Origin of the sequence: Fibrobacter sp. UWB3, assembly GCF_002210405.1 — a bacterium.
Taxonomy (GTDB): Bacteria; Fibrobacterota; Fibrobacteria; order Fibrobacterales; family Fibrobacteraceae; genus Fibrobacter.
This window is the reverse complement of the sequence record NZ_MWQJ01000005.1, coordinates 38284-62137: the sequence shown is the minus strand read 5'-3', so window position 1 is coordinate 62137 and position 23854 is coordinate 38284. Positions and strand designations below refer to the sequence as shown.

The following is a 23854-nucleotide window of genomic DNA, read 5'->3' as shown; positions in this document are numbered from 1 at the left end:
GGGCGGTCTTGTTTTGTTTCCGCGCTAGTATATGCAAGAACCGTGCCAATTGAGACGAGCGACTAGAGACGAATGAACGGGTATGCGACTATGTCATGCCGGACACCGTTCCGGCATCGCCTTGTTTTATGGTTATTGTAAATGTGACTATAAATAGGATAATGAGGGGGGGGGAGGTATCCCCCTCGCTTCTGCCGCCAGCGGCATACGCTACCCCTACTGCGGGTCTCAAACGCCGACCCGCAACGCCCGGCTTATCGTTTTGACAACGTTCAAAAAGAGCCCTTATACCCCGGATAGACTACCATCATTTTGTCGATCGAAAGTTACGTACTTCAGTTTAAATATTTTGCCTGTAGTTTGTGTTATCACTTCATTTTTTTTGGTTTCATTTACATTAGCTTATTGTATATAAATTAAATAATGCCAAAAATGTATAAAAGATCCAATACTATTCCAAAAATTACGATGGCTACATACATATAAAACGATAATGGTTTTTCATTTTTTTTTACAATTGATCCAAGAAAGCCTGTTTCTTTTGTAACCAACATATCAATTAAAACATAAATAAACACAATAAGACCAAAATATTCCATTCTATCTCTCCACATTGGTATTATCTATAGGAACATTATATCGGGTATGTTTAAAGCGTTCAACGTAATCATTTCTGTAGGCATCTCGAAGTATTCAAGTTTTACCATCTCTCAAAAAAAACTCTATAAGACCTGCTTCTGAATATACCTTATTTTATGCGGTTCCGTGAGCTCGTGTAATCCAATAGTTGACAAAATAAACGATTTCGCAAACAACCGATTGCAAAATTTTCAAAGTTTCACTTTTGAAAAATTTTCCGTTGTAGATTAGAACCTTCAAACTTAATGGAGGTATTATTATGACACGAGATGAATTTTTCGCCATGGTCAAGGATCTTCACGAACATCCTGAACATTTGGCGGAATATCGAAAAAACTACATGAACGTTTATCCTTTCAGCGATGGCATTTTTAAGATGCTCATGGCAAACGAAGCAAAGCCCGAGCGCACGGTAAAATTTCTGAACGCCATGCTGGATTTGAACGGAGAAAATGCCATTAAATCTTTTACCTTTGGAGTTCCCGAGAATCCCGGAGTTCTTAATGACAAGACTGCGATTTTCGACATATACGGAACTACAGAAGCGGGCAATCCAGTTCTTATTGACGTTCAGCAGAATTTCAACACCCTTTTTGTCGATAGGCTTATCTACTACACGTCACGTGTGATTTCGAGAACCGTCAAAAAATCGCAAGATTATAACTTGCCGCACATCTACGTGCTTTCGATTTTGACCGAAAACCAGTTCCCATTGGAGAGAAATACTTACCTGCACCATTCCCAACTCGCACGAAATCGCCATTTCTTTTATGAAAAATTGGATGTTTATTTCGTGGAAGTGGAAAAATTTTTTGCAATTGATGATCGAACGGAGCCCGAACAGCGGGAAACAACAAATAGGGCGGAAATGCTTCGAATTTTCCGAGCTGTTCTCGAAGAAAAGGAGATTCCTGCAGAAAAACTGACTAGACTTCTTGACAAGGATTTTGTCAAAGATGTATCTTTGACTGGGTACACAGATGAAACTCTTTTGAATGAGGTTGACGGAATGACGAATTTACTTTACGAGAAACAAGGGGCTTACCTGCAAGGGAAAGATGATCGAGGTCGTGAAGATGCTCAACTTATGGTCGATTCCGGTATTCTGACTCCTGAAAAAGCTGCGGAGCTCTTCAAAGTTCGTAAAGAAGACATTCATCCTAGAAATGGCAAATAAAGAGTCTTGCTTAACAAGTTTCTTTTGAATACCAAATTTTTTCTAAAACAAAAACGCCCGCTCACAATCTAGTGAACGGGCACTTTGCATATAAAGTCTATTACAGCAAAATCAATCCGAGAATGCCGACCGCCCAGACGTACCAGGCAAAGTGCTGGAACTTGCCCTTTTGGACAAAGTTCATGAGCCACTTGAGGGCGATGATTCCAAAGACAAATGCGACAATCATGCCGACCAAAAGTTCCGGGGTGAATCCGCCGGCGTCAACGCATTTCAATGCCTTTTCTGGATCGAGAATCATTTTTTCGGGAGTCATGCTCTGGCACTTAATCCACTTGATGCAATCAAGGAGGGCTGCGCCGCCAACGGCCGGAATGCTCATGAGGAAACTGAATTCGCCGGCGTACTTGCGGTTCACGCCCATGAACATCATGGCGCTGATGGTCGAACCGCTACGGCTGATGCCCGGGATGCAGGCGATGCCCTGTACGGTGCCGGTCACGAGTGCGCGCCACCAGTTCATCTTGACGCCTTCGTTATTCGGGTGCTTGGCGCCGGTCGGGCCCCACTGCGATGTGAAAAGCAAAAGACCGGTGAAAAGTTCTGCAACGCAGACTGCGCGCGGGTTTTCAAACAGGCTTTCAAGTGCGTCCTTGAAGCCGAGGCCGATCATGGCTGTCGGGATGCTTGCAAGAATGATGTAGCCTGCTTCGCGGAGCTGGTCGCGGTCACGGCGGAGGCATCCGACGATGATGTCCGTAATCTTCTTGTGGAACACCACGAAGATTGAAAGCAGTGTGCCTGCGTGGAGCATGATGTCGAAGAACATGCCCGCTTCGTTCATGTTTAAAAGTTCGTGCCCGAGCACTAAATGGCCGGAGCTGGAGATGGGGAGGAATTCGGCGAGGCCCTGCAACAGGCCGAGAATGATAGATTCGAACATAGTAAGGTAAATGTAGTAAATTAGTTGGCTGAACTATTACTATCTTCACAACCATGTGCAAGCGTTTTCTCCTTTGTTTTCATGATTTTAGCGTCTGGAACTACCAGAAAGTGACCCCGATTCTTGAAGAACTCAAGGAATTGGTTGGAGGCCCTTTTAGCTTACTCGTGATTCCAGATACGGAAAACGCTACGGACGAAGCTGTTGAAAATTTCCGCGTGGCTCTCGTGAAGCTTAAGTCCGAAGGTTTTGAACTTGCACTGCATGGCTTTAAGCACAAGGCAGAATTCAGCCAGGGCCGCAGCTATGCGGGGCTTGTGGGCATGAACCTCACGGGTGGCGAGGCTGAATTCGCGGGGCTTTCCGAGTACGAATCGAGCCGCCTTTTGCAAGCGGCTCTAGATTCTTGGAAAAAACTATTCGCAGATGAAAACGGAAATGCGGATGCGCCAATTGCGTTTGTTCCGCCAACGTGGTTTAGTAACAAATTCTTGCCGGGTCAAGTCCGTGCAGAAAAAATGTTGTACGAAGACCGTTTTTCGCTTACGACTGCCGAAGGTGTCCGCTATGCATCGCCAGTGGCGAGCTTTGCAGGCATCCCGAAGTCAACGGAAAAGGCTGCGTTTGTCTATGCCGAAGGCATTTTGAAGATCCCGTTCGGCGTACCGCGTATTGCCGTCCATCCGGTGGATTTCCCGCGCCTGAACGACAAAATTCGTGACCTCATCCGTCTTGCGCTCGGCTGCAAGCGCCGCCTCACGCTTTATCGTGATCTTTAAAATCCCGGAACGGCAATCTCTTTTTTGATTTTGCGCTTGGACTCGTCCGTGATTTCAAGCGTAATTGTTTCGCCTGCATCGGGGAGTGCATCACCAAGGATGATGATTTCTCTCGGTTCAGAATCGTATTCGGCGGCAATCCATTTCTTGCCGTGTTTAACGGTGATTGCGTTTCCGTCTGGAATTCCTGCATATTTAGAATAAAGTGGAATTTTGAGAGCGGATTGGTACATGCCTCCGACGAGCGTTTCTGCCCAATAGGGGAATCCGAGCGAAATACCGTCTTCATCTGAAATGTTGGCGAGATCTCTAAGTTCGTTTGTCGTAGCGCAACGGTTCTTACCTCCGGTCTGCTTTTCGAAGTAGAACCAACGGCGAGTTGTTTCACCAAGCCAGTAAAGTGGTGCTGGATTGTCTTCGTTTTCAATACAAACGTTCCACTTGCCATAGAATTGCAATCCCTTCGGATGGAATTCGTAAAAATCAACGCTGTCGGTCTGGTTGCGTGTAACGGCGAGGACTCGTTGTGATGTGTCGCCGACAACCGGAATACCCGAAATTTTCTGTGAAATTTTAACGTTGCCTACTTTAGTATACCAGTTGATGCTGGTTTTGTATTTGCCATAGGGGTAAATCGAAATAAGTTCATTTAAGCTGCGTCCGGTACCTGTGGCGGCGGCATCTGCGCTATATCGGATGAATCTTGTTTCGGGGAACGTCTCGACGATTTTTCCAATCGGGAGCGGCTTGTTGTGGTCAAATATTTTGCAGAGGTCGTTGTTGATCACTTGCTCATCTTTATTCAGGGCTGTGAATTTGTATCCAGATTCGCAACGATAAATGTCAAGCATGCTCTTGCTCAAGAAAGTGTATAGCGGAGTGTTCTGGTATTGCGTGAGGACAAGTTTTCCGTTATCCTTGCAGGACTGATGGAAGTTGAATTCGCGCTTGATGATGTGTCCGCTAAAGTCTTCGATTTCGAGCCTGTATGTGGAGATGGGACCAAGCTTTGCGTTAATGTAATGCCAGTCGCCTGCAGTGTCGGCTTCTTCGGCCCAAAGGAGCTCGTTGCGGATATCGATCATCTTTTTATAGCTGAGGGTATCCATAACTTTGCTGTAAATTTTTTCGTCGTAGCGCCACATTTCCAAACGGCGGATGGCCATTGGGTTTTCCTTGGGCTCACGGCTATAGTCGGCAATCTTGATGGCCATGGACAAGTTAAACTCGTTTTTGACGGGCGTTTCAACGCAGCCGTTACGGAGAGAGTTGTCTGTAGTGAGGGCAAGTTCATTGCCTTGCCATACGGCAACTCCGAAAATTTGCGGTGCGATGGTGTCGAGGCATTTGACGCCGAGCTGACATGGCGAAGTGATGTCGTCTTTGTTCAGGCGGACTTCAAGATGCAAATGGGGATTCCCGATGCCGGTACTTCCCGCGAATGTGAGTGTGTCGCCTTTGCGGAATCTGGTGTTCGGCTTGATGGAAATGTCGTTACTCTTGGTGGCGTACTGCTTTTGCTTGATCTGGTCTTCTATGGCAGGCGTGAAGCTGCTTTGGTGGGCGAATACCCAGGTCTTGCCGCTTTCTCCTTCGAAGAACATGACTTTACCATAACCGAATGGCGAAGTCTTGATTTCTCTGACATAACCATTTTCTGGAGCGTAGATGGGCCAGCCTTCTTCCATTTGCGTGGAGTAGTCGATGCCGGCATGGTAACGCGTGCCGCGATTTTCACCAAACGAGGATGTCAAATAAGCATCGCGTTTGAAAGGATCATACGAAAAAGGTTCTACGTACGATTCGGAAATCAGTTCCGGTGGTGGGGCGGCTTTTTCTGAAAAATCCGTGTTGTCAAGCTTTGCTCCTCTTTGAACTGCAATGCAGTCCTCATAGGCGAATGCGTCCATCTTGGATGCGTCGCAGACGGTGTTTGAACCTGTGCCGGCAAAGCTAAAAGCACACCCGGCGGAGAGTAAGAGTGACGAAATTTTTGTAAGCCTGACCATAGTGTTGAATAAAATACAAAAATATTATTTTATAATAACGTATGCAGCGGGAAAAGAGGGGCCTTTTTCCCTATAATTATCGTGGGGGTTGTTTTTTCAATGTATTTAATTTGGCTATAACTGGAAAAAGATTTTGTACAAAAAGAAAAGACCCGCTTTCTAGCGAGTCTTTTTAGTGGAGCTAAGGAGAGTCGAACTCCTGACCTCCTGCATGCCATGCAGGCGCTCTACCAACTGAGCTATAACCCCGAGGACGCGCACAAATATAGAATGAGTTGTTGTGCGTGTCAAGGGTACATTTTGAAAAAACTGAATTTTTTTCAAAATTGTTTTAAAAAAAGAGATCCCCGCTCGGAGGCGGGGATGACATCGCGTAAAGACCGGCTTTTTGTCTATTAAGCCTTTTCGATCGTGACGGATTCGATGATTACGTCGTCGTACGGGCGGTCCATACGGTCGGTATTGACACCGGCGATCTTGTCGAGCACATCGAAGCCTTCGTAGAGCTGGCCGAATACGGAGTAACCGTCAGCCGGGCCCGGACCGCACTGTTCGTGGTCGAGGAAGTGGACGTTGTTGCCGTGAACGATGAAGAACTGGCTGCCGATAGAGTGCGGCATGGAAGTCTTTGCCCAGCTGAGAGCGCCGCGGACGTGGGTGAGACGGCTGTCGTACTTGTCGCCGATGGTAGAGCCCGGACCCTTGGCGGCGTGGCCACCGGTACCGTTTCTACGGGTGAAGTCGCCACCCTGGATCATGAAGTCCTTGATGATGCGGTGGAACGGAGCGCCGTCGTACTTGCCCTGTTTTGCAAGTTCAATGAAGTTTGTTGCACATTCGCCGACGATTTCTTCGAAAAGGCGGAGTTTCATGGTGCCATGGTTGGTTTTCATGATGGCGATGGTTTCGCCTGCCTGCGGTTTGTCTAACTGATTAAATGCCATTTGGGGCTCCTGTAACTAGTGTTTTTTTGCCTATATATATAAAATTAAGGGGGTGTTTTACAACTCGCAGAGGCAAATAGCCCCTAAAAAAACTACATTCACCTAAAAATATGGTCAGGAAATTAATAGACTGAAGACTAACGATTAATAACTAAGACTGTTTTATGAACGATAACTGCAAAAAAGTAAGCGAGCTTCTTACAGCGCAGACGATGGAATTTGCGCTAGACGAGATGGCGGCGAAGATTGCGAAGATGCATCCGTCCGCTGACAACATGATTGTGCTCGGCATGGCTAGCCGCGGTATTCCGCTGGCAAAAAAGCTCACCGAACGTCTTTCTCAGAAATTTGGCAAGCCCATCGAAATGGGTAGCCTCGATGCCACGTACTACCGTGACGACTTCCACTACCGCAAGAAGGTGGCGACAGAAATGCGCTTTACCGAAATGCCGGCCTCGGTAGAAGGCAAGACGGTCATCCTCGTGGATGACGTGCTTTACACGGGCCGTTCGGCTTTGGCTGCTATGCGTTCCATCTTGGACCTTGGCCGTCCTGCTGCAATCCGCCTTTGCGTGCTCGTGGACCGCGGACATCGTGAACTTCCGATTGCTCCGGATTGTGTGGGGCTTACGGTCGAAACCGCTAGGAATCAGGAAGTCCGCGTGGCGATTGAACCTATTGATAAAGAAAATTCCGTTTATCTTGTAGAAGTGGAGGCGTAAAGTGAGCGCTTTGGAAATTAAACACCTGTTTGGACTTCGTGGAGTGTCCAAGCATGATATCCGCTTGATTCTGGACCATGCAAAACAGTTCCGCGAAATTCTCGAACGCCCGGTCAAGAAGGTGCCGAGCCTCCGGGGCATGACGGTCGTGAACTTGTTCTTCGAGAACAGCACCCGTACGCGCACCAGCTTTGAACTTGCCGAAAAGCGCCTCTCCGCCGATACGGTGAACTTTGCAAGCTCGAATTCCAGCGTCAAGAAGGGTGAAACGCTCGTCGATACGCTTAGGAACATCGAAGCCATGAAGATTGATATCGTGGTCGTCCGTCACAAGGGGACGGGCGTGCCGAAGTTCCTTGCGGACAACAGCAAGGCCATCATCGTGAATGCTGGCGACGGTGCGCACGAACACCCGACGCAGGCTCTCCTCGACATGCTGACGATCGAAGAAAAGCTAGGAACGCTCGAAGGCAAGAACGTCACGATCATTGGCGATATCCGCCACAGCCGTGTCGCCCGCAGTAACCTCTGGGGCATGTCCACGATGGGCGCTCACGTGACGCTCTGCGGACCTTCGACGCTTGTACCGCGCAATACGGACCTCATGAACCACGTGACGTGGGAACCGGACGTGAAGAAGGCTGTTGCCAATGCCGACGCCATCATCGCTCTCCGCTTGCAGAAAGAACGCATGGATGACGCTCTCCTCCCGAGCATGCGTGAATACCGCAATACGTTCGGCATCACGGAAGAACTCCTCGAATGCGCTAAGGACAAGGTCATCATCATGCACCCGGGTCCAATCAACCGCGGCGTGGAACTCGATTCCGATATCGCCGATGGCGAACATTCTGTAATTCTTGATCAGGTGACCAACGGTGTCGCCGTCCGTATGGCCGTTCTCTTCCTTTTGGCTGGAGGTCGCAACAATGAAAATGCGTAAACCTTGTAAGGGTCGTCTTGTGAATGTCGTTCTGAAAAATGCAAAGTTCTGGAACGGCAAGTCTTTTGAACTTCAGAACGAAGTTCGCCTGAACGCTTGCGAAACGTCCGAAACGGTTGAATTTGACTGCAACGGTGCGCTTGTGATGCCGGCCCTCTTTGGCCTTGGCCTTGACTTTATGGAACCGCTCCGCGATGACGTCTATACGTTTGCCGATGGCTTTGATGCCATGCGCAAGGGCGGTTTTTACGGTGGCCTTTACGAAAGTGCCGCAAACCCGATTGACGATGCCGACAAGTTCACTGCAATGGTGAACCGCTTCAAGTCCGAAGAACGCGGCGAAGAAGCTTTCGATATCAAGTTCCTCGGTGCCTACAGCAAGGGCTTTGGCACGGATAGCTTGGCCGAAATGGTCGAACTTGCCGAAGCAGGTGTCGCTGGTTTTGGCGACGGTAATGGCGTAATCCCGCACTCCCGCTTCCTCCGCCTCGCTATGGAATACGGCAAGATGACGGGCAAGCGCTTCTTCTTCCAGCCGATGGACAAGACGCTCCGTCACAGCGGTTGCGTTCACGAAGGCGCCTACTCCGACATGCTCGGCATGAAGGGCATTCCGCGCATTGCCGAAACGATTGCTGCCTACACGGTTCTCGAAACGGCTCGATTCCTCCAGGTGCCGGTACACTTCAAGCAAGTCACCTGCGGTGAAACTCTTGAACTTGTCCGTAACGCTCGCAAGAACGGTATCGATGTCACTTGCGATGTGAACTTGTACCACTTGCTGCTCGACGATTCTTGCCTCGAAACGCTCGACTCCGCATACCACATTCTCCCGCCGATCCGCTCGGCTGCAGACCGCGAGGCCTTGTGGCAGGGAATTGTCGATGGAACGGTCAATGCCATCAGCGTGAACCACACGCCGGTGCTCCGTCAGGATACGGTCGTGAACTTCGAAGACTCCGTGCCGGGCGCACTTTCTCTGGAAGTGGCTCTCCCTGCCATTTGGAACAAGCTTGTTGCCAAGGTGGGCGAGGCTCGTGCCATCGAACTTTTGTCGACGGCTCCTGCTCGCTTGGCTGGTGCCGAATCTGCCGGCGAAAGCGTGGTGGTGTTTGCTCCGGAAAAGACGCACAAGGTTCTCGAAAGCGACTTTGCAGGCCACGTCTGCAATTCTCCGCTTACAGGTAAGGAACTCCCGTCGTCCATCCTCGCAAGCTATATCAACGGTGTATGGACTGAGCTGTAGTGAGGTCTGATGCCTAGCGAGCTTCAAGAAGTTTGGGATTTTTTCCAGAAATACATTCTTCCGGTTCTTCCGTTTGTAGCGCTTGTGCTGATTGAAATGCAGCTGATGTACTACCGTCGCGAAAATGAAGTGATGTTTGGTACAGATGCGTTCAACGAGAAGATCAAGGCGTTTGAGTTTACGCCCAAGGAAGTGCGTACTCTAGAAAAGCTGGTTCGTTCGTCCAAGTTCGAAAACAAGGACGCCGTGCTCAATTCTTCTGGACTCTTTGAAGCTGCCGTATCGGAATTTTATCGCATCCGTAATGTATTCTCTGTCCGCGATGAGACGCTTGAAGCGATTGCCGGCCTCCGGCGCAAGATGGACTTTACAGGTTCGAATCCCTTGTCCATGGTCTGCTCGACTAGGCAGTTCAATATTGGGGATAAGGTAGACTTGGAATTCGAGAATGGTCAGTCGTTTAAGCGTGCTTCGATATTCGAACGTACCGAAAAGGTTTGGAGCGTAAAGATTGACGGCTCTGTCGTTAATGCCAAGGCGCTGCAAGGCTCTCATGCGCTCATCCGCTGGACCCGTATGAATGACGCCGTATATTCAATACGGATGTCTGTTTTTGCTGCAACTCCAGACAAAGTTGTCTTTACCCACAGTGATAAACTCGATAAGGAACAGCTGCGTAAGTGGGTTCGTCAAGTTGTTGATTTCCCGGTGACGGCGACATTCCCGAACGGCGAGGTTCACTCGGGCATGCTTTATGACTTGTCTGCTGGTGGTATTCTGCTTGGCCTTACCGAAGACGTGAAACCGGACCAGCAGTTCTCCATTTCTTTTGAACTTCCGACGTTTGGCGTACAGAATGTGGATGTCAAGGTTTTGAACAATCTGGGGCACCGAAACCCCAATTTCCCCTTGTACAATTCCATCGCTGCCGTATTTACGGGCTCGTATGCCTGGACTCAGGAGCGTGTTCTTCAGTACATTTTTGAGGCAACCCGTAAGGCGAACCCGAAAAAAACGGAGTCAAATGGCGTAAATCGCGTAACAACTTAGATTTATGTGATTTAGAGTTGATTTTTCGCTTGACATTCGCTGTTTATGAAAGTAAAATTTACATAGTATTGTTTCCTATCGGAGTTTATTTTGGCTTTAGGATTGATTGCTAGAATTCGTGGAGAGCGCGAAACTGTTGGCATAGATGTTGGCCACTACAGCATCAAGTACGTTAAGGTCTATCATGATGCTAACGGTAAAAGAATTGTGCGCGAAGTGGATTTGGAACCCGTACCTGCGGGCTCCATCATCAATGGTCTTATCCAGAGACGTGATTCCGAAGATTTGACTGCAGAAAAAGGGGCGAAGAAAGAGAAGGATGGCTTCGACAAGTTGGGCGAGGCATTCTCCAAGTTGCTGCTCCGCCACCCGATTGATGAGAATGTGGACGTGGTTGCCTCGGTGAACTGCGGTGCCGGTGAAGGTGGTGTGCTCGTGGACCGCCTCACGATCAAGGTCCCGAAAAACGGAAATGAAGCCGCCATTATTGTTCAGACTGCTCAGTCCCGTCCGCCGTTCGATGATCAGGACAACGTTCTGGACTACGAGGTTGTGTCTCGCGAAGGCGATGAGGTCAAGGTCAACGTGGTCGCTGCCAAGAGCTCGATGCTTGATTCCTGGGCTCAGTTCTTTACGCGCAAGGGCATTAGACTGTCGGCGCTGGATGTCGATATTTTTGGTCTGTTGAATTCCTTTGTGATGACTGCATCCGAAGAGGAACGCAAGAAGACGACCGCCATCTTTAATATCGGTGATAACAAGATGAGCGTCGGTTTTATCCAGGATGGCGCCTTCCACTCTGTGCGATCCATGAATGGCGGTTCGCTAAACGTTATTATCAACAAGCTTTCTTCTAGCCTTGATATTTCTGCCGAAAAATGTCATGAAATGTTCGAAAAGAACGACCTGAAGGTTGTTGAAGGCGTTGCTATTTCTGTTCTCGAAGACGCCATGAAGGTCGCTTTCGAAGAACTCATGTCCCAGATAACCTTTGGTATCCGCTATCATTCTTCTGCGGAAGATTCCCGTCCGCTCGAAAGAATCCTGATCGGTGGCGGTGGAGCTTCTGTTCCGGGGCTTTTGGAATATATTGCCGAAAAGACCGGAATAGAAACGGCTACCGTGAACCCCTTCCGCTCTGTGGAATGCGATTCCAGCGTGGTTGACAAGGAGGGCATGTCTGTTGCCCTGTCTAACATTTACGCCCCGGCTTTGGGACTTGCAATGAGGAAGTTCTAATGGCTACGAAGAAGAATAAAGGCGCCAACAAGGCGCTTGCAATTACGATCAACCTTTTGCCTGGCGAACATCGCAAGCAGCAAAAGGACTTGACTTGGCTTACGGACCGCCGTGTGGTGTGGCCTACAGTCTTTTTCATTCTTGCAATTTTTGTGGCTTTGTTCACTTATGCATACACGCTGCAGGAGCTTTCTAGCAAGGAAGCCGAACTTCAGTCTGTGCGTGCCGCTGTGGAACGTGAACGTCCGTTGCTCAAGAAAATTAGCGAACTTGAAAAGAACCAGTCCATTATCAATACCAAGATCAATGCGCTCAAGTCTATCCAAATCAGCAAAAAGCGCTGGGTGGTGTTGTTCGAAAACATTTCCTCGGTCTTGCCTCCGAATATGTGGCTCCTGAGCGTTTCGCAGGTGAGCGAATTCAACCTCGAAATGAAGGGGACGACGTTTGACTTCTCCGAAGTGGCTGAGTACATGGTGAAGCTCGAAAAGCAGGTCAGCGTACAGAAAGTTTCGCTCGTCTCTATCTCCACGACAAAGGTTGATGGCGATGAAGCCTATAGCTTTACACTCAAGGTCGAACTCAAGAAAGACCTTGGAGAGGAGGGGTGATATGGGCAACCTTAATATTGACTTTAAAGACAAGAAGAACATATACTGCATAGTAACGATTGTTATTATCTGTTTGGCCTTGTATTCTGTTTACACGTATGTGTGGGATCCATTCCAGGTTGAATACGAAAGTTTGGAAAGCCAGAGAATCTCTGCACAGAAGGAATTGGACAAGATTAATTCCAAGAAGCATCGCGTGGCAGAACTTGAAATGCAGCTGGTGCAGGCCGAAAAGGATTTCCAGAAGCTGAAGGAAATGTTCCCGGAAGAAGAAAAGGTGCCGCTGCGCTTGCAGGACCTCTATTCTGTGCTCCGCAGTTCCGGCGTGCAAATCCAGAAGTTCAATCCGGAAGGCCGTTCTGAAAGGGAACACTACATTGAAAACCGTTATTCCATTGCTGTCAATTCCGGTTATCACATGCTCGGTTACCTGTTTGCTGAAATTGCAAACTTCAATTACCCGACGGCTATTACGAACTTGAAACTTTCCCGCTATTCCGGCATCGCTGCCGAAGTGCAGAAAGCTGAAACTCACGGTTGGACTCCGATTACCATGTCGGTGAATTTCAACTTGACCACTTATACATCCAAGAAGGTTGGCAAATAATGAAATGCAAGTTCCTTCTTATGCTGTTGTCTAGTGCCGTTGCTTTGCAGGCGGCGCTGATTAAGGATGTCCGTTTTAATTGCGCAAAGAATTGCCAGATGGAATTCCAGTTTGCTTCTGACAAGAATTTGCCGACATTCTTCCAAAAATACGATAATGCCTCCAAGACGTTGCTCGTCGGTTTTTCGGAATCCGACTTTGCTCTTGGTCTTGGCAATTATGACATCGATGGCGCTTCTCCGTACGTACGCTCCATGAGCGTTACCAAGGAGCTGTATCGCGGCATGAATTTCTTGATGATCCGCATGCCGGTGGGTGCATCGATCAATTCGGATAAAAATGCGATTGCCCTCGACAAGTCTCGCTTCCTTTTGAAGTTTGCTGGCAAGAAGGGCAATTCCTGGACTCTCTCTAAGCTTTTTGCTGCTAATAAGAAGGCTGCAGAAAAGGCGGCCCGCGAAGAGGAAAAGCGCCTTGCCGCAGAACGCAAGGCTGCCGAAAAGCAAGCTTTGTTGGACCGCAAGGCAGCTCAGGAAGAAGAAAAGCGCCTCGCTGCAGAACGCAAAGCCGCCGAAAAGAAGGCTATGCAGGAGAGAAAGGCTGCTGAAAAGGCTGCCGCCCAGATGGCGTCGGTTGTCGCACCAGAAGCAAATGCTTCTGCATTGCTTCCTGGCTTGAAGGAAATGACCGTGCTTATCGGTTCTGGCATGGAGCAGTTCCGACTGGTTGCAAATACGCGCTTGAGCATTAGCGATGTCTCGAACCCGAACCCCTCCCTTTTGATTACGGTTGCGATGAAGGGCCCTGAAAAGTCCCCGGTATTCAAGGTGAGTGCTGGTTCCCTTGTGAAGTCTGTGTTCTGGGATGCTCATGGTCTCAACATCCAGCTTTCTCCGGGAGCTCGCCCAGTTATCTTGGTGCAGGAAGGCGCCTTGATTTTGCAGACGGCTGAAAACGCAATCCGTCGCGATGGCTTTATTTTCTGGAGTGCTCGTCCGAATGGTATTTATGTGCGAGACTGGATGAAGTCTCCGGATGCCGCTCCCGAGTTCTCGGACTTCGTGAAAACCTACGAAAAGGAAAGCAAGAAGGTTGTGGCTAGTTCGCAGACATTCCACTTACGTCCTGTTGTGCGTGAATTGATTGTCGTTGCCGATGAAACTGAACTGTACGCTTCTCCCAGTGAAAAGGCTCAGGTCTTGCAGCGTGTAGTCTTTGGTGACCGCGTAGTGAACATGGACTTGAATGGCCTTTATCGCAAGGTGCAGGTGGGCAACAAGATTGGTTATGTGAATCGCCGTGCGGTAAGCTTTACCGATGAACTTTCTGCTGTGCAGATGGAACGCCTCAAGAAGGTGGACCAGGAACGCGGTGAAATGCTCACGCAGGGGATGAAGCCTGGTGGAAGCGCCCTTGATGAACTTTATGAAGACCGCGTGACTTACAGTTCGTTTGGTCGTCGTGACCCGTTTGTTGAAATCAAGGGCTTGGTCGAAGAAGGTATCAATATCGACCAGGTTGAATTGGTGGGTATTATTTGGGAAGCCGAAGAGCCGGTGGCTATCCTCGTCGAATCCAAGAATCCGAGCGTGTCTTATACGATTAAAGAAGGCGATAAGATCATGAACGGAAAAGTTCTTAAAATTACACAAACTGATGTGCTCTTCTTGATTCAGGAATTCGGGGTGAGCCGTCGCTACTCTATGGGTCTTCCCGATAAATTTGGGGGTCAAAAGTGAAAAAGCTGACTAAAATTCTGACGATTCTTATCATGGTGGCAAGCTTTGCGACCGCGTGGGCTGCTCCTGCCGAAGGCTCTGTAGCCCCGAATAAGAAACTATATGACTTTAACTTCGTCAATATGGACTACGAAGCCATTTTCCGCTCTGTGTCGGTGATTGCTGGCGTGGACATCTTGATTGCCCCGGATGTCAAGGGCAAAATAAGCTTGCGCGTGACCAAGAAGACCTGGCAGGAAACCTTGGACATTATTTGTAACATGAATGACCTCACGTGGGTGATTCAGGACAAGTACATTTCCATCCAGCGCTTGAGCACTTATCAGGCCAAGCAGAAGAAGCTTGCCGACGAAGAAAATCAGGCCGAACAGAATGCGCCTCTTGTCCGTAAGAACTTCCAGGTGCACCACGCCAAGGCTGATGAACTTGTCAAGGTGCTTGAAAGCATGAAGTCGAACCGCGGCAAGATTTCTGTTGTGGAACGTACGAACTCCATCATTGTTTACGATACCGAAAGCAAGATCGAACAGATGGGCAATGCTCTTGTCGAACTTGACGTCGAAACGCTCCAGATCATGATTACGGCTAAGCTTGTTGTCGTGAACAGTGAACTTGCCCGTGAACTTGGTGTGGACTGGACTGCAGCTGTGGGAACCACTACGCTTACTCCTGGTACAGCCGCTCTTGGAACTGCCGGTGCTGCCAACTCCAGCCGAATCAGTGGTGCTATCAAGTCCTTCCCGAACGGAACTTCTCCGGCTGTGGGTAAGGCAAATACTGCCATTACGGCAAGCCTCCTCGACAACAATCTCCAGATCGCCATTTCGAACTTGATGGGTGATGCTTCTACGGAAGTGCTCGCCAGCCCGCAGGTTTCTACGCTCGACAACACCGAAGCTCAGGTGTTCATGGGTGACAAGGTTTCCATCCGCGTGATTGACGATAGCGGTGAATCTTCGACCAAGATGGTGGAAACGGGTATCAAGCTCACGGTGACGCCGCATGTTTCTGGCGACAACCGCATCTTGCTCGACCTCCATCCGGAAAACAACTCCTATGGCTATGACGAAAAGGGCGAAGTCGTGATTTCGACCCAGGAAGCAAAGACCAAGGTGGTTGTGGCTGACGGTGAAACGGTTGTGATCGGTGGCCTTACCCGTAACGAAAACACCGAAAGCGAAAGCGGTATCCCGTTCCTCAAGGATATTCCGCTCTTGGGCAACCTTTTCAAGTATAGCCGCAAGTCTATCACGAAGAAGGACCTCGTGATCTTTGTGACGCCGCGCATTATCCGCAACTACATCGGCAATGTCGATATCTCTGAAAAGTCCGAAGAAACTTCCAGTGTTGCCGCTCCGGAACTAAAGCCGGTCGATGACAAGATTATGACATCTCCGGTAGTGACGGGTGAAACTCCGGATGCTCCTGTTCCGGAAAACTCTCACGACGACTGGAATCAGTAATTAACATTTGCCGGACTGTTGTCCGGCCTTTGTTTTATAAACGCGAATTTTTATAAAAGCAAAACCCTGGCTTGGCCAGGGCTTTTTAGTCTTTTTTCTGTAGTCGCATAGCGACGTTCTGTATTCTAATTATCGCACGACGAGTGCGGCGAGGGCGAGTTCCTGGCTCATGCGGGTCGGACACTTGCCACTCTTGATTTCGTAATTGAGGTCGGCGAGGCGGCGCAATACGCGCACGAGGAGTGGCTTACGCCAACGGCGGCAGCATTCGGCGGCTTGGCCTTTTTTCACGAACATGTAGTAGTTCTTGCCGATCTTTTTAGCGGCTTCTTCGGGCGAGACGCCTTTTGCAGTAAGCGAGCCGTAGTTCAAAAGCGAGAGTGCGTAGTTGTACAGCGTGTTCGAAATGCGGATGGCGTCGACGCCGCTGTTCAAGAGCTCGTTTAACTTTTGGACGTAAGCCTTGGCATTCTGCATGCCGAAGAATCCTTCAATCTCATAGGTCGGGATATCGCGCTGGGAGACGACCATCGTTTTCACGAGGTCGAGCGTAATCTTTTTGCAGTCCGGAGCGTAGAGGATAATTTTCTCGACTTCTTCGCTCACGAGCTTGGTATCGTTGCCGAGCGCTTCGGCGAGGTACTGCGATGCTGCAGGCTCAATCGCCTTGTTAAAGTGCGTCGGGACAACGGCTGAAATCCAGTCGGCCATTTCGTATTGCTTCGGAACGTCGAACTTTTCGACCTTGCCTACCTTTGCGAGAGCCTTGTAGAGCTCGCTGGAGGCGAGAAGTGTTTCAAAATCGAAGAGCAACTTGCCGCTTGCTGCGTGGGGGAGCCACTTGGCAAGAGCCTTCATGTCGTCGGTCTTGAGGGCTTCGGCCTTGCGTACGACGATGACCTGTTCAGGCGAGAACATCGACACGGAATCGCACGCTTCGATGATGACATCGGAGATGGAGGCGATGTTTGTATCGGTGGCGTACAGCACCTGCTTGGCCATCGGATCTGAAATCCGGTCGCCAAGAGTCTCGGACAGGAATTTTTCAATCCGCTTGTCCTTGCTGAACTGGTCTTTGCCGATGAGCGTTACGAACATGGATTACTTGAAATCGATGATTTCGAACTGGTTCTTGCCCTTGGGCGTTACGACTTCGACCGTATCGCCACGCTTCTTGCCCATGAGGGCAGCCCCGATCGGGCTCTTGAAGCTGATCTTGCCGTTGAGGGCGTCGGCTTCTTCGGGGGAAACGAGCTGGTACACGATTTCGCGCTTGGTCTTCAGGTTCTTGGCCGTGATGGTGGCGCCGAACTTGATGGTATCGGAGTTCGCATCAAATGCAATCACCTGGGCGCGGGCGAGCTGGTCCTGGAGCTTCGGCATTTCGATGTTGTCAATAGAGGCAAGGCGCTCCTTGGCGGCATGGTATTCTGCGTTTTCGCTCAAATCGCCTTGTGCACGGGCATCAACTAATTCTTGAAGTACGCGGGGACGTTCAACATTTTTTAAATTTTCAAGGTCCTTAACGAGCTTGTCGTAAGCCTCTTGTGTAAACATGATCTTTTCCATGCTCCATAAGGTAAAAATTTTAACGGGCCTTGCGAGCCCAGAATCGCAAAGAAAGCTTCTTTTTAGGAGATACTATGTACACTGTGTTGGAAAAAGGCGGCGTTTGCTCCCCCAAGGGCTTTACCGCATCTGGAATTTGCGCCGGAATCAAGGCCAGCGGCAATGCCGATATGGCTCTTCTCAAGAGCGAAAAGGCTGCCCGCTGCTTCGCCGTTTTTACCACCAATAAGGTGAAGGCCGCTCCGGTCCTTTATGACAAGGCCGCTTTGGAACATGCCCACTTTGCATCTGCTGTAATCGTGAACAGCGGTAACGCTAACGCTTGCACGGGCGAAAAGGGTTATGCCGATGCTGAACGCATGGCTGTGCTTACCGAAGAAGCTCTCAAGCTTACGCCGAAGAGCGTGCTTGTTTGCAGCACGGGCGTGATTGGCCACTTGATGCCGATGGACAAGATTGAAGCCGGTATCCCGAAGCTCGTGGAAAAGCTCCATGAAGATGCTTCCGAAGAATTTGGCCGCGCTATCCTCACCACGGACCTTGCTCTCAAGAGCCACGCTGTGGAAATCAAGACCGAAAAGGGGGTGGTGACTATCGGTGGCGCCTGCAAGGGTTCTGGCATGATCCACCCGAACATGGCAACGATGCTTGCGTTCATCACGACTGACCTTGCTTTGCCGATTGACTTCTTTGCTGAATTCCGCGCTAACATCGCAGACTCCTTCAACGCTATTACGGTTGATGGTGACACCAGCACGAACGACACTTGCATCATGCTCGCTAACGGCATGAGCGGCATCAAGTACGAAGACCTCTCCCTCAGCGAACAGGGCGAATTCCGCGCAGCTTTGACGCTCGTGATGCAGAGCCTCGCCAAGGACATTGTCCGCGACGGTGAAGGTGCAACGAAGCTCATCGAACTCCGCATTGAAAAGGCTGAAAGCCACGAAGAAGCACTTCGCATGGCTCGATTCATCGGAACCTCGAACCTCGCCAAGTGCGCTATGTTCGGTGAAGACCCGAACTGGGGACGTATCCTCAGCAGCGCTGGTTCTAGCGGCTGCAACATGGTTGCCGAACACACGGACCTCTACTTTGGTGAAGTCAAGGTTCTTGAAGGTGGCCGTCCGGTACAGCTGGATGAAAAGCAGACGGCTGCACTGCATGCCGTGGTTCGTCAGCGTGAATACAAAGTAACGCTCGTGTTGAACATTGGTCAGGCTTCTGCAAGCGCATTCACTTGCGACTTGAGCTATGGCTACGTGAAAATCAACGCAGAGTATACAACGTAGTATAGTAGGCAGTAGGAAGTAGACAGAAATGCTTTCGGTAACGTACCGGGGTTGATTCAAGTTTCTTCCTGAAGCCGATTATTTTGCACACACGCCTCGTTAATACGAGGCGTTTTGTGCTCACGGTACGACCCTCCTTTTCCCAATGCTAAAATGCAGAATGGAATTATAGAGTTGTCATCCTGAGCCCCAAAGGGGGGAAGGATCCAGTGATTGTTTAAAACTTCTCGGGTATGCTCCGGGAAGTTTTTTTTCGTCATTCAAAGAATTTTTTGATTTTGAAGAATCCAAAGATTTTTTTGATTAAAATATATTTATCTTTTCGTATAAATTTTTGATGGAGAATGGAATGTCCAATTTGATGAAAAATGTGCTTGTTGCCGTGATGTTCTTGGCATTAATGTCTTTTGCACAAAGTGATGAAAAACAGAAGGAGCGTATTGTTTTCCATACATTTAGTATTGCGCTTCCGATGGATTGGGGTGGAACGTGGACCCAGTATAGCAATTTAGAATACGATGATGGCAGCTTTTCTCGTGATCGTGATTTAAAAATGGATATGACCATGGGACTTCAATTGAAGTGGACGCGTGATCTGGTTTATCAAAGTGGTTTGTCTTTTGAGGTCGGCGCGGGAATTGGTTTTATTAATTTCCCTGTGAATGAATCCAAAAAATATTCTTATTTTGATCCGTATGACCATATGAATCAGATTGATTCTCGTTTTGATTTGAATGCAAAAGTTGGATTGGGCTATGCTCCGTTTGTAAATGATTTCATATTAGCGGTACATGCTATTTTGGGTGGTGACATGAAATACTTGGGGAAAACTTATCAGATGGAGGATATCACCGACGAATATTCAACGCTGCTGTTTAATTTTGTTGGTGGTGCCGATATTGTTTTGGGGTATCGAATTACGGAACGGTTTGGAATTAATGCGGGTGTAGATGTGACTGTGAATTTGTTCGGTTTTGGAAATAGAACGAAAGAATTTAATTATCGCAACGATAATTTTGAAACAATTGATTATAAACTCAATCATGTCTTTTCTGGGTTTCAGATTGTTCCGCACGTAGGCGTTTCGCTTAAATTTTAGTAGATGTTTCCTCTAGAGAACAGAAAATTTGGTAAAATCCTGCCGCTGGGTGGGATTTTCTTGTATTTTTAATTGAAACACAAGGATGGAATATGGATAACTTTAATTTCTACAGCCCCACGGAATTTGTATTTGGTAAGGACCGCGAAAACGAATGCGGTGAACTCGTCAAAAAGTATGGCGGCACGAAGGTGCTGATTCATTACGGTGGGGGCTCTGCGGTGCGTTCCGGTTTGATTGACCGCGTTAAGGCGTCGCTCAATGCTGCGGGCGTTTCATTTGTGGAGCTCGGTGGCGTGAAGCCGAACCCGCGCGATACCTTGATTTACAAGGGCATCGAAATGGTGCGTGCAAACGATGTTGATTTCATCCTTGCTGTGGGCGGAGGCTCCGTCATTGATAGTTCTAAGGGAATTGCTGTAGGTGCTCTTTACGATGGCGATTTTTGGGATTTCTATGCGAAAAAGTTGCCGGTCACGAAGGCGCTCCCGATTGGCGTAGTGCAGACGATTGCTGCCGCTGGTTCCGAAGGCAGTGGCGATTCCGTCGTGACAAAGGAAGAGGGAATGCTCAAGCGCGATATTGGTGCTGATGTGATTCGTCCGAGGTTTGCGGTGCAGAATCCGGCTTTGCTTTGCACGTTGCCTCCTTATCAGACGGCTTGCGGCATTACCGACATCATGGCTCATGTGTTTGAACGCTACTTCACGAATACTTTGGAAGTCGAAACGACCGACCGCCTTTGCGAAGCATTGCTCATCACGATGCTCAAGGAGGGCCCGCGCGCCATGGCCGAACCCGCCAATTACGAGGCTCGTGCGAACATCATGTGGGCGGGTACGGTAGCCCACAATGGTCTTGTGGGCTGCGGGCGCAGTCAGGACTGGAATAGCCATGCAATTGAACATGAACTCTCGGGACTCTATGACTGCGCCCATGGCGCGGGGCTAGCAGTTATTATGCCGGCGTGGATGGAATACGTGGTTGATCATAACGTGATGCGTTTTGCACAGATGGCAACACGCGTTTTTGGTTGTCAAATGAATTTTGAAAATCCGAAAGCGACTGCGCTCGAAGGCATTAAGGCATTCCGTCGATTCTTGCATTCCATCGGCATGCCGATTAACTTTGCCGAACTTGGCGCGAAAGAAGAAGATATTCCGACGCTTGTGGAAAAGCTGAATCCGGGTGACGGCTGGGGATTCGTGCCGCTCAAGGCAAAGGACGTGACTGCGATTTACAAGATCGCAGCACATGCGATGCTTTAGTTTTTTTCAAATTGATAAACCCCAAAAATCAAAAATATGCTACTAAATGTTGAAAAATCTCAATTTAGTAGCATGATTTTTGGATAAATTAGACAAAAATGGCTTAAAATATGAGTTTGTCTGTTCTTTTCGTGCTACTAAAACCGTTAAAATGCTAATTTTGTAGCACAAAAAAGAGACTCTTGCACGAAATGACTGTGGATAAAGTAAAAAATATGCTACAAAAAAGCCTAAAATTTGATTTTAGTAGCATAAAATCGGGAAAATCACTCTTTGAATAGCCAGTTCCCTCCGTTTTTCGCCATTTTTGCGGATTTTTTGAAAAAAATTCCCGATTCCAGTGCTGGAACCGGGTTTTTACTTATAATCTTCGGTCTCGGGCCATTGACTAATGACTACAGCCTATTGACCATAGGCTCATAACCAATTAGTCTTTCAAGCAGCGGAGGCTTGCGCCGAATTCGGGATTGAACTTTTCAAACTTGGCGATATCCTTATCGTGGAAGAACACGAGAACGTCACCTTCGCTTGTCCAGAAGTAAGCCTTTTTGCCGGCTTCGTCAAATTTGCGGTCCTTTATAGCGACATCGCTCTTGGCGAAGTGTGCGCCGCCAGCCTTTGCGCCGAATCCGAGTTCGTCCTTGCCGTTTCCAAAAATCGGAGATTCCGGCTTGATCGGATCCCAGCCGTATCCAGCCTTGAGTGCGACCCCCGGCTTTTTGCCGGCCACTTTCAAGAGCTTTTGCCATTCGGCCTTGCTCGGCATATGGAATCCTTCGAGGCAAGCCTTTTGTGCGTTTTGGAAGTCGTAGAGGCGCCCCCAATGGTTGCATTGTGAACAAATTGCACCGGAAGCGGTAGCGAAGTTCATGTTTTCTGCAGTCCAGAGCTGGTCGCCAATGACAATCCATTCATAGGAGATGCCGTCACGCGGATCCTTGTAGCTTCCGCTTGTAGCAGGGCTTCCGTCTTCGTTGTATGTTTCGCCGAAGGCGATTTGCTTGTTTTGTTTGTATTCGGCCTTTGTGGCGACTTTGCCGTTCTTGTGGTAACGGATAACTGTTCCTTCGATGTAGCCGTTCACGTACGGGAGTTCTGATTGGAGTGTGCCGTCTTTGTAGTATTCCTTGGTCACACCTTCTCGGCGGTCATTCACGTAATTGGATTCTCGCTTGAGCGTACCGTCATCGTAGTATTCCTTTTCGATGCCTTCCTTCTTGTCGTTGACGTAGGTGGCTTCGAAGCGGACGTTCCCGTTCGGGTATTTTTCAACACGAACATCGTCGCAGGCGGTAAAAGCGATAGAGCTAGCCGCAATGAATAAGATGGCAGGTAGTTTCATACGATCCTCCTTAGAGTGTGATTTTTCCCGCGGTGGCGAGTAATCCGATTAAGTACAACATCCCGTCATAGTAACGCCAAAAACGATAGGGCACGGAGAGCGCTGCAAGGCGCCTGACAAACGGCGTAATGCGCGGGTCATCGAACGGGAGCACTTGCGTGGCGGCTGCGTTCATGGCGATAAGCCCTGGCGTTGCGTTTCGGCCTTGGTGCGGGTACGGGCCTCCGTCGACGGAGTAGTCGGAGAGGTACGGCGTGCAGTTCTGGAAGAAGTGCAAGATGCGTTCGCAGATTTCTTTTTCGCTTTCGTGTCCGTGGAAGATGGCATAGTCGAGGCTCAAGTTGAGCGCAACGCGCCATGCGTCTCCGCTAAAGTTGTTGCTTTCGGGGAACCAGGGCATGGCCTTTGGTGTGCCATCGTATTCGGCATAGTCAGCGCAAAGACCGGTGACCGGGTGGGCCGCCTTCTGCAAAAATTCAATGCTTGCCTGTGCGACTTCAAGCCAGGATTCATCGCCTGTTGCTTCGGCGAACATGCGGTAGAATGCCATTGTGTGGTAGCTTGGGTCGGTAAAGTCGTTGCCGAGAACGGGGGAGAACTTGATGAGTTTGCGTTCCGGATCGATAATCGGGCCTACAAGCTCGTTCTGCGGTTTGTACTTGATATCATGGATGAGCTCTTTGGCATCGTTGAGGAGGTCTTCGCGGTTGAATCTCTTTGCGGCGATAAGGAGGGCTGCTGCAAAGTATTCTTCGCTGTCAGGAGCTGCGCCTGGGTCCATCATGGAAAAGTCGGTCGTGTTGACTTGCCATGAAAAATATCCTTTGTGCGGACCATCGTTGTTGCGGACAAAACGCTTGGAAAAGTTCCAGAGCTTGTCGAACGTGACTTCGTGGTCGGTTAGCGCGGCAATGAACATGCCATAGCTCATGCCTTCAGAACGGATGTCGTCGTGCCCAATGTCGATGATGTATGCCATGTCGTCGGACGCTTCAAAGTAGATGCGCTCGTCGATCGGATCGCCCTCAAAAAGTTTGCTATAGGCATTCTGAATAAGCTGGTCCGCAAAATTGGGACCATATCCAGCTTCAACAAATAAATCTCGCGTCGGGTAGCGTTGCAACATCGTCCTGGTATCCAAAATCATTAATTATTACGTGTTTTAAAATAAAT

22 protein-coding genes and 1 tRNA gene are annotated in these 23854 nt (G+C 49.1%); 14 read left to right on the top strand and 9 right to left on the bottom strand.

Translation table 11 applies throughout. From position 1 onward, the window contains the following. Positions 1-416: 416 nt before the first annotated feature. On the bottom strand, positions 417-599 hold the full coding sequence (locus tag B7991_RS07375) for a hypothetical protein (protein ID WP_088630247.1): 183 nt from the start codon (positions 597-599) through the stop codon (positions 417-419). Between the two features lie 299 nt (positions 600-898). Between B7991_RS07375 and B7991_RS07370 the strand changes: the two genes are divergently transcribed. Beyond that, positions 899-1816, top strand: coding sequence for a PD-(D/E)XK nuclease family transposase (locus tag B7991_RS07370; protein ID WP_088630246.1), 918 nt, complete (start codon positions 899-901; stop codon positions 1814-1816). 100 nt (positions 1817-1916) lie between these two features. On the opposite strand, the gene B7991_RS07365 is transcribed toward B7991_RS07370, so the two are convergent. Beyond that, positions 1917-2759, bottom strand: a complete 843-nt coding sequence (locus B7991_RS07365) for an undecaprenyl-diphosphate phosphatase (protein ID WP_088630245.1) — start codon at positions 2757-2759, stop codon at positions 1917-1919. 53 nt (positions 2760-2812) lie between these two features. Here B7991_RS07365 and B7991_RS07360 point away from each other — a divergent pair, with 53 nt between their 5' ends. After that, positions 2813-3538 carry a polysaccharide deacetylase family protein gene (locus tag B7991_RS07360; RefSeq protein WP_088630244.1) on the top strand — a complete coding sequence of 242 codons (726 nt, stop codon included), beginning with the start codon at positions 2813-2815 and terminating at the stop codon, positions 3536-3538. Here the strand turns inward: B7991_RS07360 and B7991_RS07355 are convergent. From B7991_RS07355 to B7991_RS07340, 3 genes are all read right to left on the bottom strand, one after another. After that, a complete protein-coding gene (locus tag B7991_RS07355) occupies positions 3535-5547 on the bottom strand; it encodes a M23 family metallopeptidase (protein ID WP_088630243.1) in 2013 nt (670 codons plus the stop codon). The two genes, B7991_RS07360 and B7991_RS07355, sit on opposite strands and share 4 nt — an antisense overlap. 176 nt (positions 5548-5723) lie before the next feature. Further along, positions 5724-5796: transfer RNA gene (locus tag B7991_RS07350), tRNA-Ala, on the bottom strand. 146 nt (positions 5797-5942) lie between these two features. Further along, complete coding sequence (locus B7991_RS07340) at positions 5943-6491, bottom strand: peptidylprolyl isomerase (RefSeq protein WP_088630241.1); 549 nt, start codon at positions 6489-6491, stop codon at positions 5943-5945. Positions 6492-6655: 164 nt separating this feature from the next. Here B7991_RS07340 and pyrR point away from each other — a divergent pair, with 164 nt between their 5' ends. From pyrR to pilQ, 9 genes are all read left to right on the top strand, one after another. Next, positions 6656-7213: a bifunctional pyr operon transcriptional regulator/uracil phosphoribosyltransferase PyrR gene (gene pyrR, locus B7991_RS07335; protein WP_073424570.1), complete on the top strand. Its 558-nt coding sequence runs from the start codon at positions 6656-6658 to the stop codon at positions 7211-7213. Position 7214: 1 nt separating this feature from the next. Continuing rightward, a complete protein-coding gene (locus tag B7991_RS07330) occupies positions 7215-8156 on the top strand; it encodes an aspartate carbamoyltransferase catalytic subunit (protein ID WP_085490074.1) in 942 nt (313 codons plus the stop codon). Beyond that, complete coding sequence (locus B7991_RS07325; RefSeq protein WP_254917879.1) at positions 8149-9402, top strand: dihydroorotase; 1254 nt, start codon at positions 8149-8151, stop codon at positions 9400-9402. Before B7991_RS07330 ends, B7991_RS07325 begins: the two co-directional genes overlap by 8 nt. A 9-nt stretch (positions 9403-9411) precedes the next feature. Further along, positions 9412-10452, top strand: a complete 1041-nt coding sequence (locus tag B7991_RS07320; protein ID WP_088630239.1) for a PilZ domain-containing protein — start codon at positions 9412-9414, stop codon at positions 10450-10452. Between the two features lie 90 nt (positions 10453-10542). Continuing rightward, complete coding sequence (gene pilM, locus B7991_RS07315; protein WP_088630238.1) at positions 10543-11691, top strand: pilus assembly protein PilM; 1149 nt, start codon at positions 10543-10545, stop codon at positions 11689-11691. After that, positions 11691-12302 (top strand): PilN domain-containing protein, encoded by a 612-nt coding sequence (locus tag B7991_RS07310; protein ID WP_088630237.1) that lies wholly within the window; start codon positions 11691-11693, stop codon positions 12300-12302. The genes pilM and B7991_RS07310 overlap by 1 nt, the downstream gene beginning before the upstream one ends. Before the next feature lies 1 nt (position 12303). Continuing rightward, positions 12304-12909, top strand: coding sequence for a type 4a pilus biogenesis protein PilO (locus B7991_RS07305; RefSeq protein ID WP_088630236.1), 606 nt, complete (start codon positions 12304-12306; stop codon positions 12907-12909). Further along, the gene (locus B7991_RS07300) at positions 12909-14648 is read left to right on the top strand and encodes a hypothetical protein (RefSeq protein ID WP_088630235.1); all 1740 of its coding nucleotides are present in this window, start codon (positions 12909-12911) and stop codon (positions 14646-14648) included. The genes B7991_RS07305 and B7991_RS07300 overlap by 1 nt, the downstream gene beginning before the upstream one ends. Continuing rightward, the gene (gene pilQ, locus B7991_RS07295; protein ID WP_088630234.1) at positions 14645-16111 is read left to right on the top strand and encodes a type IV pilus secretin PilQ; all 1467 of its coding nucleotides are present in this window, start codon (positions 14645-14647) and stop codon (positions 16109-16111) included. Before B7991_RS07300 ends, pilQ begins: the two co-directional genes overlap by 4 nt. A 129-nt stretch (positions 16112-16240) precedes the next feature. On the opposite strand, the gene holA is transcribed toward pilQ, so the two are convergent. Then, positions 16241-17209 (bottom strand): DNA polymerase III subunit delta, encoded by a 969-nt coding sequence (holA, locus tag B7991_RS07290; protein ID WP_088630233.1) that lies wholly within the window; start codon positions 17207-17209, stop codon positions 16241-16243. Positions 17210-17212: 3 nt separating this feature from the next. Continuing rightward, positions 17213-17680, bottom strand: coding sequence for a transcription elongation factor GreA (gene greA, locus B7991_RS07285; protein ID WP_014545276.1), 468 nt, complete (start codon positions 17678-17680; stop codon positions 17213-17215). Positions 17681-17754: 74 nt separating this feature from the next. Between greA and argJ the strand changes: the two genes are divergently transcribed. The 3 genes from argJ (at position 17755) to B7991_RS07270 (ending at position 21339) form a co-directional block, all read left to right on the top strand. Further along, positions 17755-18972: a bifunctional glutamate N-acetyltransferase/amino-acid acetyltransferase ArgJ gene (gene argJ, locus B7991_RS07280; RefSeq protein WP_012820087.1), complete on the top strand. Its 1218-nt coding sequence runs from the start codon at positions 17755-17757 to the stop codon at positions 18970-18972. A gap of 349 nt (positions 18973-19321) precedes the next feature. Further along, entirely contained in the window at positions 19322-20071 is a 750-nt protein-coding gene (locus B7991_RS07275; RefSeq protein ID WP_088630232.1) for a hypothetical protein, read from the top strand. 92 nt (positions 20072-20163) lie between these two features. Further along, positions 20164-21339, top strand: a complete 1176-nt coding sequence (locus tag B7991_RS07270) for an iron-containing alcohol dehydrogenase (RefSeq protein ID WP_088630231.1) — start codon at positions 20164-20166, stop codon at positions 21337-21339. Between the two features lie 427 nt (positions 21340-21766). Here the strand turns inward: B7991_RS07270 and B7991_RS07265 are convergent, their stop codons facing one another. After that, entirely contained in the window at positions 21767-22681 is a 915-nt protein-coding gene (locus B7991_RS07265) for an FISUMP domain-containing protein (protein ID WP_088630230.1), read from the bottom strand. 10 nt (positions 22682-22691) lie between these two features. Next, entirely contained in the window at positions 22692-23828 is a 1137-nt protein-coding gene (locus B7991_RS07260; RefSeq protein WP_233138377.1) for a glycosyl hydrolase family 8, read from the bottom strand. Positions 23829-23854: the final 26 nt, after the last annotated feature.

Bases quoted from the DNA above. Each gene is read 5' to 3' on its own strand.
- B7991_RS07375 (WP_088630247.1), bottom strand. From the start codon at position 599: ATGGAATATTTTGGTCTTATTGTGTTTATTTATGTTTTAATTGATATG.
- B7991_RS07370 (WP_088630246.1), top strand. From the start codon at position 899: ATGACACGAGATGAATTTTTCGCCATGGTCAAGGATCTTCACGAACAT.
- B7991_RS07365 (WP_088630245.1), bottom strand. From the start codon at position 2,759: ATGTTCGAATCTATCATTCTCGGCCTGTTGCAGGGCCTCGCCGAATTC.
- B7991_RS07360 (WP_088630244.1), top strand. From the start codon at position 2,813: ATGTGCAAGCGTTTTCTCCTTTGTTTTCATGATTTTAGCGTCTGGAAC.
- B7991_RS07355 (WP_088630243.1), bottom strand. From the start codon at position 5,547: ATGGTCAGGCTTACAAAAATTTCGTCACTCTTACTCTCCGCCGGGTGT.
- B7991_RS07340 (WP_088630241.1), bottom strand. From the start codon at position 6,491: ATGGCATTTAATCAGTTAGACAAACCGCAGGCAGGCGAAACCATCGCC.
- pyrR (WP_073424570.1), top strand. From the start codon at position 6,656: ATGAACGATAACTGCAAAAAAGTAAGCGAGCTTCTTACAGCGCAGACG.
- B7991_RS07325 (WP_254917879.1), top strand. From the start codon at position 8,149: ATGCGTAAACCTTGTAAGGGTCGTCTTGTGAATGTCGTTCTGAAAAAT.
- B7991_RS07320 (WP_088630239.1), top strand. From the start codon at position 9,412: ATGCCTAGCGAGCTTCAAGAAGTTTGGGATTTTTTCCAGAAATACATT.
- B7991_RS07310 (WP_088630237.1), top strand. From the start codon at position 11,691: ATGGCTACGAAGAAGAATAAAGGCGCCAACAAGGCGCTTGCAATTACG.
- B7991_RS07305 (WP_088630236.1), top strand. From the start codon at position 12,304: ATGGGCAACCTTAATATTGACTTTAAAGACAAGAAGAACATATACTGC.
- B7991_RS07300 (WP_088630235.1), top strand. From the start codon at position 12,909: ATGAAATGCAAGTTCCTTCTTATGCTGTTGTCTAGTGCCGTTGCTTTG.
- holA (WP_088630233.1), bottom strand. From the start codon at position 17,209: ATGTTCGTAACGCTCATCGGCAAAGACCAGTTCAGCAAGGACAAGCGG.
- greA (WP_014545276.1), bottom strand. From the start codon at position 17,680: ATGGAAAAGATCATGTTTACACAAGAGGCTTACGACAAGCTCGTTAAG.
- argJ (WP_012820087.1), top strand. From the start codon at position 17,755: ATGTACACTGTGTTGGAAAAAGGCGGCGTTTGCTCCCCCAAGGGCTTT.
- B7991_RS07275 (WP_088630232.1), top strand. From the start codon at position 19,322: ATGTCCAATTTGATGAAAAATGTGCTTGTTGCCGTGATGTTCTTGGCA.
- B7991_RS07270 (WP_088630231.1), top strand. From the start codon at position 20,164: ATGGATAACTTTAATTTCTACAGCCCCACGGAATTTGTATTTGGTAAG.
- B7991_RS07265 (WP_088630230.1), bottom strand. From the start codon at position 22,681: ATGAAACTACCTGCCATCTTATTCATTGCGGCTAGCTCTATCGCTTTT.
- B7991_RS07260 (WP_233138377.1), bottom strand. From the start codon at position 23,828: ATGATTTTGGATACCAGGACGATGTTGCAACGCTACCCGACGCGAGAT.